This window comes from Methylosinus sporium, from assembly GCF_003113265.1.
GTDB lineage: Bacteria > Pseudomonadota > Alphaproteobacteria > Rhizobiales > Beijerinckiaceae > Methylosinus > Methylosinus sporium.
Genome location: NZ_PUIV01000014.1, coordinates 74,552 through 85,569, shown reverse-complemented (window position 1 = coordinate 85,569; position 11,018 = coordinate 74,552). Strand labels below are relative to the sequence as shown.

6 protein-coding genes, 1 tRNA gene and 2 pseudogenes are annotated in these 11,018 nt (G+C 65.1%); 5 read left to right on the top strand and 4 right to left on the bottom strand.

Annotated features, from left to right (window positions below; genetic code table 11):
* Nucleotides 1-140 precede the first annotated feature (140 nt).
* Nucleotides 141-1,754 (top strand): IS66 family transposase, encoded by a 1,614-nt coding sequence (gene tnpC, locus C5689_RS10885; RefSeq protein WP_108917293.1) that lies wholly within the window; start codon nucleotides 141-143, stop codon nucleotides 1,752-1,754.
* A 2-nt stretch (nucleotides 1,755-1,756) separates the two neighbouring features.
* Nucleotides 1,757-1,989: pseudogene (locus C5689_RS10880) on the top strand (hypothetical protein).
* Between the two features lie 43 nt (nucleotides 1,990-2,032).
* Here C5689_RS10880 and C5689_RS10875 read toward each other — a convergent pair.
* The 3 genes and pseudogenes from C5689_RS10875 to C5689_RS10865 all read right to left on the bottom strand — a co-directional run.
* Nucleotides 2,033-2,290: pseudogene (locus tag C5689_RS10875) on the bottom strand (AAA family ATPase); the annotation flags it as partial.
* 22 nt (nucleotides 2,291-2,312) lie between these two features.
* Complete coding sequence (locus C5689_RS10870) at nucleotides 2,313-3,176, bottom strand: polyphosphate kinase 2 family protein (RefSeq protein WP_108917291.1); 864 nt, start codon at nucleotides 3,174-3,176, stop codon at nucleotides 2,313-2,315.
* A gap of 4 nt (nucleotides 3,177-3,180) precedes the next feature.
* On the bottom strand, nucleotides 3,181-5,838 hold the full coding sequence (locus tag C5689_RS10865) for a plasma-membrane proton-efflux P-type ATPase (RefSeq protein WP_244594668.1): 2,658 nt from the start codon (nucleotides 5,836-5,838) through the stop codon (nucleotides 3,181-3,183).
* A 240-nt stretch (nucleotides 5,839-6,078) separates the two neighbouring features.
* On the opposite strand from C5689_RS10865, the gene C5689_RS10860 reads away from it, so the two are divergent.
* Together C5689_RS10860 and C5689_RS10855 are read left to right on the top strand one after the other, a co-directional pair.
* A complete protein-coding gene (locus tag C5689_RS10860; protein ID WP_108917290.1) occupies nucleotides 6,079-7,995 on the top strand; it encodes a glycosyltransferase family 2 protein in 1,917 nt (638 codons plus the stop codon).
* A 13-nt stretch (nucleotides 7,996-8,008) separates the two neighbouring features.
* Complete coding sequence (locus tag C5689_RS10855) at nucleotides 8,009-9,256, top strand: glycosyltransferase family 4 protein (RefSeq protein WP_108917302.1); 1,248 nt, start codon at nucleotides 8,009-8,011, stop codon at nucleotides 9,254-9,256.
* 330 nt (nucleotides 9,257-9,586) lie between these two features.
* On the opposite strand, the gene C5689_RS10850 is transcribed toward C5689_RS10855, so the two are convergent.
* On the bottom strand, nucleotides 9,587-10,435 hold the full coding sequence (locus C5689_RS10850) for an outer membrane protein (protein WP_167398712.1): 849 nt from the start codon (nucleotides 10,433-10,435) through the stop codon (nucleotides 9,587-9,589).
* Nucleotides 10,436-10,788: 353 nt separating this feature from the next.
* On the opposite strand from C5689_RS10850, the gene C5689_RS10845 reads away from it, so the two are divergent.
* Nucleotides 10,789-10,882, top strand: a tRNA-Ser gene (locus C5689_RS10845).
* Nucleotides 10,883-11,018 lie beyond the last annotated feature (136 nt).

The following is an 11,018-nucleotide window of genomic DNA, read 5'->3' as shown; positions in this document are numbered from 1 at the left end:
GATGGCCTATATGCTCGAGGGGATCGACTGGCGGAATCCGCAACTCACCTACAGGCCGCAAAGCGCGGGGTGAGAAAAAGCTGGGGTCGACTGCATTTTGGGGCGCTGCAAATCGCACGATTTGTGATTCACTTCGCTTCATGGACGCCGTGAACCAAGCCCTTCTCGACGAAAACGCCGTGCTGAAAGCGCAACTCGCCGTCGCGCTTGCAAAGGCGTCGGAAGACATGGCGCTGATCGCGGCGCAAAAGCTCCAGATCGCCAAATTGCAACGGCAGATCTACGGGCAGAAGTCGGAGCGCTCGGCGCGGCTGCTCGATCAGTTGTCGCTCGAACTCGAAGAGCTGGAAGCGAGCGCGACCGAGGACGAGTTCGCGGCGGAGCGCGCCGTCGCCAAAACGACGACGGTCGCCAGCTTCGAGCGCAAGCGGTCGCAGGAGCGCGACACCTTTCCCGAGCATCTGCCGCGTGAGCGGGTCGTCATCGAAGCTCCGGCGACTTGCGCCTGCTGCGGCGGCGCGCGATTGCGCAAGCTCGGCGAGGATGTGACGCGGACGCTCGAGACGACGCCGCGTCAGTGGAAGGTCGTCGAGACCGTGCGGGAAAAGTTCACCTGCCGCGACTGCGAGAAGATCACCCAGGCGGCGGCGCCATTCCATGTCGTCGCGCGCGGCTGGGCGGGTCCGAGCCTGCTCGCGATGATCGTGTTCGAGAAGTTCGGCCAGCATCAGCCGCTCAACCGCCAGGCCGAGCGCTATGCTCTCGAAGGCGCGCCGATCGCGCTGTCGACCATGGCCGACGCGGTCGGCTCCGTGTGTGCGGCGCTCGATCCGCTGTGGCGTCTCGTCGAGGCGCATGTTCTGGCGGCGGAGCGGCTGCATGGGGACGACACAACCGTGCCCGTGCTGGCGAAGGGCAAGACCGCTGCCGGCCGGTGCTGGGTCTATGTTCGCGATGACGCGCCTTTCGGCGGCGCCGGACCGCCGGCCGCGATCTTTTATTATTCGCGTGATCGTCGCGGGGAACATCCGCAGACTCACTTGTCGGGGTATTCCGGCATCCTGCAAGCGGACGCCTACGACGGCTATAACCGGCTGTATCTGGCGGAGCGCAAGCCCGGCCCGATCCGCGAGGCCGCGTGCTGGGTCCATGCGCGGCGCCCATTCTTCGCCATGGCGGATATCGGCGAGAATGCGCGGCGTAAGGCCGCGGGGAAAAAGGAAATCCCGCTCTCTCCGATCGCCGTCGAGATCGTGCGCCGGATCGACGCGCCGTTTGCGATCGAGAGGTCGATCAACGGCAAGAGCGCCGGGGAACGTCTCGCCGTCCGGCACGCGTCTAGCCGCCCGCTCGTCGATGCGCTGGAAATCTATCTGCGCGAGCAACTCGCCAAACTCTCGCGCGGGCACGATCTCGCCAAGGCGATCCATTACATGCTGAAGAGATGGCCGGCCTTCACGCTGTTCCTCGATGACGGACGCGTATGCTTATCGAACAATGCCGCCGAACGAGGCCTGAGAGGCATCGCCCTTGGCCGGAAAAGCTGGTTGTTCTGCGGTTCCGACCGCGGCGGCCAGCGCGCCGCCGCGATGTACAGCCTCATCATCACCGCCAAGATGAACGGCGTCGATCCGCAGGCCTGGCTCGCCGACGTTCTCTCGCGCATCGCCGGACATCCAGCGCATCGGCTCGATGAACTGCTGCCGTGGAACTGGCGAGCGTCGGCTCCGCGCGGGTCGGCGCTGGCGGCCTGAGCATGCAGGTCAACAAGGTCGATCACGTCACGACCGTCGAGCGCGTCGCAGACGCCTCGGCGAGAGCGTCGACTTCATCCACGATATCGCTCTCGAAATGGACACAGAGGACGGCGTCATCTGGGTCTACGGCATCGGAGACGACGGCGTTCTCGCATTCACCGACTTCGGCATCGAAACTCTCGTCGAGCTCATCGAAATCCACAAAGACCTGAAGGCGCGCGCCGGCGCCTGACGCTTCAGCCTATCCCGCCTGCGGTCCACGCCGGATGCTTACCGACCAGCCCTCGATCGAAAAACACGAGCCCGATCTCGCGACGAGCTCTCTCGCGGTCCTCTATCGCCATTCGCAGGGCGCGACGCGCGAATGCCGCGAGATCGACCCGCGGCAACGCAGCTCCCTCGCCCGCAATTTCCTCGGCGACGATTCTGCGTCCCGGCTCTTCGACCACAGCGAAGCCGCGGCGCGCGAGCTCGGCGAGCAGACTCGATTTGCCGCCGCCCGAGCAGCCCGAAATCACGATAAAACCTCTCATGAAATCCTCGCTTCGGCGATATTCAGCCGCGCCGCCCGGGTCCGCCGTTCTTCGCCTCGGCGACGGCGGCGTGATATTTCTTCGCGATCTGCGCGAGATCGACGCGCGTCGGCGGCAGCTTCAGCCCCATCTCGTCCAGAGTGTCGACCACGATTCGCGAAATGACGAGATCGCGAAACCATTTGTGATTCGACGGAACCACGAACCAGGGCGCCTGCTTCGTGCTCGTGCGCGCCAGCGCCTCCTCATAGGCCTCCACATATTGCGGCCAATATTCGCGCTCCGTGTAATCGCTCTCGCTGATCTTCCAATTGCGCGCCGGATCGTCGAGTCGCTGCTCGAAGCGCGCGAGCTGCTCCTCCGGGCTGATGTGGAGATAGAATTTCAATATTCGCACATTGCCGTCGCGGGTGAGCAGGCTCTCGAAATCATTGATCTCGTCATAGCGCTTCGACCATATGTCGCGAGGAACGAGCTTGTGCACGCGCACCACCAGCACATCCTCGTAATGCGAGCGGTTGAAGATGACGACCTGGCCCTTGGCCGGCGCATGGGCGTGAATACGCCAGAGAAAATCATGGTCGTGCTCGATCGGCGTCGGCTGCTTGAAGCAGGCGACCGAAACGCCTTGCGGATTCATGCCTGAGAACAAATGACGAATAGTGCCGTCCTTGCCGCCGGCGTCGAGCCCTTGCAGCACGATCAGCAGCGCCTGCGAGCCATCGGCATAGAGCAGATATTGCAGCTTCGCCATGCGCTCGACATGTTCCTTGATCTTGGGCAGCGCCTCCTCATGCGATTTGTGCTTGCCCGTAGCGGAAGGATCATAATCGGCGAGGCGGAGCTTCGCACCCGGCTCGACCCTGTATTTGTCACGCCAATCCATTCGCTTACCCTCTGGATGAGGCTGCCTGCCGCGCCAACGCGAGACCGCCGGAGAGCGGGCGCTCGACCGTGGCCACGCTTTTCTCCTGCCGTCTCATACGGTGATCCACGACGCGCGCGACGATCTTGCGCGCCAATCCCAATATGAACATAAAGCCGATGCAATAGGCCCAGACGATGCCGATGAGCCGCAGCGAGATCGGCGGAACGAGCCACCCGAAGTAGCACATGGCCGCGGCGAGGAGCTGCGTCGCTATGATCGCAAAGAGGAGCTTCCAGGCCGGAAAAGGCGGCAGGAAGAACCAGCGCTGCGTGCGCGCGACGAGCAGCAGCAGATGGCCGCCGACGACGAGCTGCAGAAACATCATCGTCTGCAATTGCTGTGGCGAGAACAGCTGCATCGCCTCCCCCAGCGGCTCCCGCGCCAGCGCCCTGACGCCGATGAGCAGCAGGCCGAAGGATTCGACGACGCAGACGAGGCCGAGCACGGTCGCAATGGCGAGCAGCCGCGGCATTCGCCAGCGTATCGGCCGCGGCTCGACCGGCGTATTGTCATAAGCGATGGTCATGATCGGCGCATCGTCGAGCAGCGACATCACGACGATCATCGCGGCGGTGAGCGGCGTAAAGCCCAAAAGCACGCTCGACAGAACGACGACGAACATGATGTCGATGGTCAGAGCGACGCGATAGGTCGTGTAGCTCTCGATTCGGCCGAAAATGCGCCGCGCCTCGTCGATGGCGCTGGAGATGACGGAAAGCCCCGGCGCGGTGATGATGAGCGCCGCAGCGCCGCGCGCAGCGTCGGTGGCGCCGGAAACGGCGACTCCGCAATCGGCCTGCTTCAGCGCCGGCGCGTCATTGACGCCGTCGCCAGTCATGGCGACGAGATGGCCGCGCTGCTGCAACGCTTTCACGATCGCATATTTATGCTCGGGAAAGACGCGCGCGAAGCCGTCCGCCCGCTCGATCGCGTCGACGACATCGGCGGAAAGATGATTGGGATCGAGATCTTTGGGAAAAATATCGGCCGCCGCGACGATATGATCGCCGAGGCCGAGCTGCCGCGCGGTCTCTATCGCTATGGCGGTGTCGTCGCCCGTCACCATTTTCACCACCACGCCCTTGGCGCGAGCGGCGGCGATCGTCACCTTGGAATCGGCGCGCGGCGGATCGAACATGGGCAAAATTCCGAGCAGCCGGAACGTCGCCCCATCGTCCTCCGAGCGCGCCACGGCGAGCGAGCGCGAGCCTTTTTCGGCGAGTTCGTCGACGATTCTTTTCACGCGCTGCGCGATGTCTGCGTCGGCGTGGACGAGATCGACGATCGCCTGCGGCGCGCCTTTCGAGACGATGATCGACTTGCCCTGCGCATCGGTCACCGTCGCCTGCGTGCGCTTGGCGACAGGATCGAAGGGAATGAATTTCGTCATCGAATAGGCGCGGAGCGCGTCCTTGTCCTTCAGCGCGTCGATGCAGGCCGTGTCTATGGCGTCGCGATCCTCGAGCTTGGAGGCGAGCGCAGCGGCGAGAATACAATCCTGCGCGTCCTTGGACTCGAAGAGGATAGGCTCGCTCAGCGTCAGCTGATTCTTGGTCAGCGTGCCGGTCTTGTCGGAGCACAGAATATCGACGCCGGCCATCTCCTCTATCGCCGAGAGCTTGGAGACGATCGCCTTTTCTTTCGACAGAGCCAGCGCGCCGAGCGCCATCGTCACCGAGAACACCGCCGGCATGGCCACCGGAATGGAGGCGACCATCAGCACCAGCACGAACTGAAGAATGGAGAGCGCGTCCGCCATGCTCCAATCATCGGCGACGACGAGATCGCGATAGACCTTCACCGCGACGAGAACCGCCGCGAGCGCCACGGCGACGACGATGAGAAAATCGCCGATCTCGAACATGGCCTTTTGCGCATGGCTCGCTGCGCCCGCGCCGGCGACGAGGCTCGCCGTGCGGCCGAAGAATGTGTTGGCGCCCGTCGCCGTGACGACGCCGATCATCTCGCCCTGCTTCACTATGCTGCCGGAATAGGCCACATCGCCGACCTTTTTGGCGACGGGCAGTGATTCGCCGGTCAGCGCCGCCTGGTCGATGGAGGCGTAATCGCCGGAGACGAGCCGCAGATCGGCCGGCACGACGACGCCGAGCCGGATCTTCACAATGTCGCCCGGCGTCAGCTCGGCCGCGGGCCTCGCGCTCCATTCGCCGTCACGCAGCACGGTGGCTTCCAGCGCGAGGCCTTTCTTCAGCGCCGCCAGCGCATTGGAGGCTTTGCGATCCTGCCAGAATTCGAGCCCGGCGTTGAACAGCAGCAGAGCGAAGATGATGGCGAAATCATTCCAATGGCCGATCAGCGCGGAGACGATCGCCGCCGCCTCGATCATATAGGCCATGGGCCCGGCGAAATAGCCGAGGATCTTGCGCCAGAGGGAGACGCGCTTCTCGGGCAGCGCATTGGGGCCGTAGGCCCGCAGTCGCCGGCGCGCCTCATCCGCGGCGAGCCCGCGTCTCGGATCGACGCCGAGCCGCGTCAGCACTTCGTCCAACGGCATTTTGCCGTAATCGGCGGCCGCCGGCGGAACAGCGGCCGCAGGGCCGGCGGCGGAGCGCGGCGGGAGCGGCCCGGTCGCCAGCGAGGTTCTGGTTGTCAACGACATGGCGTATCTCTTCGAGCCTGTGTCTCGGAACGAATCTCGGAGCGTCGCGGGACAAGAAGCGGGCGCGTCTTTCGCTGACATAGAGCCGAGGCCGCCCGGAAATAGCCTCCGCCTCATGACGAATTGCGCCGCGCGCCACATTAACCATGACGTTGACAAGCCGTCGCACCTCGCTCAAGAGGACGGCTATTCTGGACGGCCTCTCGCGGCGCGGCCTCCAATTCGAGAAGTGGATCACATTTGACGCAGCAGGCAATCGCGCTGACCCCCGCGAAGGACGTGATCGTCCGCGACGAGCGATTCGTCTCTGTCTCGAAAGAGCCCTGGCTTCGAATCGAGGCCGATTTCGGCGCCGGCCCTTTCGTCGAGATGGTTTTCCGCACGAGCCTGCTCGACGATCCGGCGCGGCCCGTGCTGCGCTTCGTGACGCCTGCAGGCGCCATCGACCGCATCCTCCCCGGCCCGGCGGCCGGCGCAGGCGTCTGGATCGGCGCCCTGCCCCGCGGCGCGCGCGAGTTTCTCATCAGCCCGACCAATCGGCCCGGCCCTTTCGGCTTCATGATCGAGAGCCTGCGGCCGGTCGGCCTCGCCGAGGCGCTGATGCGCGTCTGGCGTCGCAGGCCTGCGAAGCTCTGGTCATATTTCCTGCCCACTCTCTTCGGCTATCGCAGCGAGGCCGAGAATGCGCTCGATTGGGCGAGCAATTTCGAGCCGCTCGATGATTTCGAGAATTGGCGCGCGCGCCGCGCCCGCTGCTTCGAACCGACGGGCTTCGACGCGCCGCGCAACGACCCCGCGACGGCGCCGCGCTTTGCGATTCTGCTCCTCGACGCCGGCGCCGCCCCCGACCGAAAGGCGCTCACTCTCGCCTCGATCGAGCGGCAATCCCAACTCCCGTTTCTCCCACTCGCGCGCATCGCGCATAGCGAGGCGGAACTCGTTCCCCTGCTCGCCGAGACGGATTTCGTCGCGGTTCTGCGCGCCGGCGACGAATTGGCCGATCACGCCTTCGCCTCGCTCGCCGAACACATCGCGCGCGCGCCGCACGCCAAGCTGATCTACGCCGACGAACTGCTGCGCACGAAAAACGGACCGAGGCCGAGCTTCACGCCCGATTGGAGCCCTTCGCTCGCGGCGGCGCGCTCCTATTTCGGCCGTTGTGCTTTCTACGCCGCCTCGACGCTGACGGGAAAATCGATCGGCGAGTCGATGCGCGCAGCGCCCTTCCGCCTCGCGCGCGCAGAGATTTCGCATCTGCGCCGCTGGCTGCTGACGCGCGACGAGGAACCGGAAGCGCCGATCGTCGCGCCATCCGCGCCCGCTCGCGCCGAGCCCGCGCCGAGCGTCTCCGTCATCGTGCTGACGCGCGACCGCGCCGATCTTCTTCGCCCCTGCGTCGACAGCATATTGCGCCTCTCGACGCATCCGTCCTTCGAGCTGATCATCGTCGACAATGGCAGCCGCGAGGCGGAGACCTTCGCCACTTTCGAAAAGGTGAAGAAGGACCCGCGCGTGCGCATTCTCTCGCGCCCCGAGCCGTTCAATTTCGCGCGTCTCAACAATGACGCCGCGCGCGCCGCGACCGGCGAGGTCCTCCTCTTTCTCAACAATGATACGGCGATCGTCAGCCCGGACTGGCTCGAGACTCTCTCCCGTCGCGCAATGGCGCCGCAGACGGGCGCCGTCGGCGCGCTGCTGCTCTATCCGGACGGACGCATCCAACATGCGGGCGTCACCCTAGGGCTCGGACAGGACGCCGGACATTTCGGCGCTCTGGTCGCGCCGCAGACGCCGTCATGGCTCGGCCGCGCCGGCCTCGCGCATGAGAGCTCCGCCGTCACCGCCGCCTGCATGGCCGTGGAGCGACGCAAATTCGACGCGGTCGGCGGTTTCGATGCGATCAATCTGCCGATCGAGTTCAACGACGTGGATCTCTGCCTGCGACTCGGCGAGCGCGGCTGGACCGCGCTCTATGATCCGAGCGCGCGGCTGCTGCATTACGAATCGGCGTCGCGCGGCTCGCCCAAGTTTCGTCCGATGAGCGTCTATGCGAAAGAGCGCGACTATTTCCGCGACCGCTGGCGCGCGGTCATTCGCGACGATCCCTATTTTCATCCTGCTTTATCGCTCTATGCGCGCCATCCGGCGCTCTGGTAGAGAAGAAAAGAATATGACGCGCCCGATCGTCTATGACGCCACGCATCTCGTCTCCCTCGGAAGGGCGGCGGGCGCGGCCGGCATCGGGCGTATCGATCTTGCTTTTGCACGCCATTTCGCCGCGCATCCGCGCCTGTCCTGCGCCGCGCATTACGGCGCGCGCGGCCCGCATGTGCTCGCGCCGTCGCGCCTCGCCCGCATCGTCGCCGATGTCGCGCCCGCCGCGCCGGACGCTTCGGCGGAATGGGCGCGGCTGCGCAGCTGGCTGCTCGGCGCGGAGCGCGCGCCCTCCGTCACGGCCCCTGCGCCGCGCGACGCTCTCGGCCAATTTCTCTGGCGCACGCCGCTGCGTCTCGCCAATGACGCGCCGCACGCGCCGCCGCCGAATTCGCTCTATCTGAACATAGGACAGCACGCCTGCGAGTTCCCGTTGCTGTTTCGATGGCTGGAGCGGCGGCCGGACATGCGCGCCGTCTTCTTCGTACACGATCTCCTGCCGCTCGATCGGCCGGAATTCTTCCGCCGCGGCTATGAGGCGCTGTTTCGCAGGCGAATCGACACGATCCTGCGGCACGCCGATGCGCTGCTTGCGATGAGCGAAATCGTCGCCGAACGTCTCGAGCGCGAGACCGCGCGCAAAGGCGCGCGCATTCCGATTCATGTCGAGCCGGCGCCGTCGACGCAAGGCGAGAGCGCGGATGCGAGCGACGAACAGCTCGCGCGCTGCGATTATTTCGTGCTCGTCTCCACGCTGGAGCCGCGCAAGAATCATCTGATGCTGCTCAATGTCTGGCGCGCTCTGGCCGCGGGTCCGCAGCCTGTCCCCAAGCTCGTCCTCGTCGGCGGACGCGGCTGGGAGAATGAGCAGATCGTCGACATGCTGAATCGCTGCGAGGCGATCCGTCCCCATGTGCGCTGGACGAGCGACCTGCCCGCGGCCGCGCTGCGCCGGCTGCTCGCCAACGCCAATGCGCTGCTGATGCCGAGCTTCGCGGAAGGCTACGGCCTGCCGGTGGTCGAGGCGCTCGCGCTCGGAACGCCGGCGATCGTCTCCGACATTCCAGTATTCCGCGAGATCGCGCAGGAGCGCGCGCTCTTCCTTTCGCCCCTCGACGGGCTCGGATGGAAACGCGCCGTGACGGACTTCTGCGCGGCGGCCTCGCCCCACCGTCTCGCCGCCATTGGCGCCGCGCAAAGCTTCTCGGCGCCCGATTGGACCCGCTATTTCGAGCGCATCGAATCTTTTCTCGACTCGCTCTGAGGCGCCAGCCGGGCGAGAAGCCGATCGCCGCCGGCAGGATCGCGGTCGATCACGCGAGGCTCTTCCTACCGAAGCGGACGTTTCGATGAAGCACAGCTAAAGTCTAGCGTCTTTCGTTTTGACGCGTTTCCAACGCCGAACCGGTGTCCACTTCGGCTGGAAACTCTAAAGCGTCAGCGAGCGAGGTTGGACCCGGCTCACGTGACGAAAGCACGGGTCGCCCGAAACAAACAAACCGCCCGAGACGACGACAAGCAAAAAGCCCGGCGCGATACGCCGGGCTTTTCGTACTATTCTCTATTCGCTCGCCTCTATCGGGCGACCGCCAAATCAGTATTTGGCGACGACCGGAGCGGCGGCCGGGCTGAACAGGTTGAAGTGGTAGTTCACGCCGGCGCGAACCACATGGCCGTTGAAGCGGGCCGAGGATGAGGTGGTGGCGACCGGAGTGGGGATGCCCGTGAAGGAGATCACGCTGGAGGTCGAGACCGTGCCGAGATCGTAATAGAGATATTCGACCTTGGCGCTCCACTTCGGCAGGAACAGCCACTCGACGCCGCCGCCGGCCGCCCAGCCCACGCGGGTGTCGGAGAAGGCGCTCGACGAGGTGCCGACGAGACCGCCGACGGCCTGGAACACGCTGCTGCTCAGATTGGCTTGGCCATAGGCGAGACCGCCGGTGCCGTAGACGAGCAGCGAGGGGGTGATCAGATAGCCGAGACGGCCGCGAACGGTGCCGAGATAGTCGATCGACTTCGAAGCGCTGATCGTCGAGGTCAGCGGGCCGAAAGCCGCAACCGAGGACGTGCCGCTGTTGCTGCCGGCGACGCCCTGGATGTCGGCCTCGACGCCCGCGACGAAGGCGTTCGCGAACTGATAGTTATAGCCGATCTGGCCGCCGCCGATGAAGCCGTCGATGCTGGTGCCGAGCAAGCCCGAGCCGGCGATGCCGACGATCGGGTTGAACGGAGCGATCGAGCCCGAGGAGACCGCCACCGAGCTGCTCTCGTCCCAGGTGTAACCCGCGTTCAGGCCGACGTAGAACCCGGTCCACACGGCCGGCGGCGGCGGGGGCGGCAGCAGGGGGGCGGCCTTCTTGGACGGCAGGTCGGCAGCCAACGCCGAGCCCGCGGAGACGGCCAGCGCGAGCGCGGAGGCGGCGAGCAAAGACTTTTTCATCATACGGCCCTCAGTTAGATTTCATGGGTCTTCGATCCGCCGCCGCCGGAACCCCTGGGCGCCCCGCACGATCGATCGCCGACCGCTACAACCCGGCGCAGAGAAGCGCGCCGTCTGTGGTGAATAGCTACGGATCATTGCGTGCGTCGTCAACAAAGGCGGGGCTGTTCGTCCTCCAAATCGCGGTTTTTGTCGAAAGCTGTGTCAATTACGCAACAGTACCGGAGCCCGGCAAAAATAATCTGAGCGCATAAGCGCGCTTGCCAAGAATTTGCCGCTTTGGCATATCTCAACTCGCGCTCGCCGAAGCGCCGAGATTCGGAGCTTCGGAAAGAGCGTCTCAGGACGCCTGCGGAGACGTGGCCGAGAGGCTGAAGGCGGCGGTTTGCTAAACCGTTATAGGGTTGTAAAGCCCTATCGAGGGTTCGAATCCCTCCGTCTCCGCCAGCCCCCTACGCCGCCGGCCCGATGGCGAGCCTCGCGAGGGCGGGCTTCGTCGAGGCTTCATCCCCTTCTGCTTTCCCTCGCGCTGTTGCGCTCAAGCTCATGGTCGGGCTAGATGGGCGCGAGCATTCGCGTATTC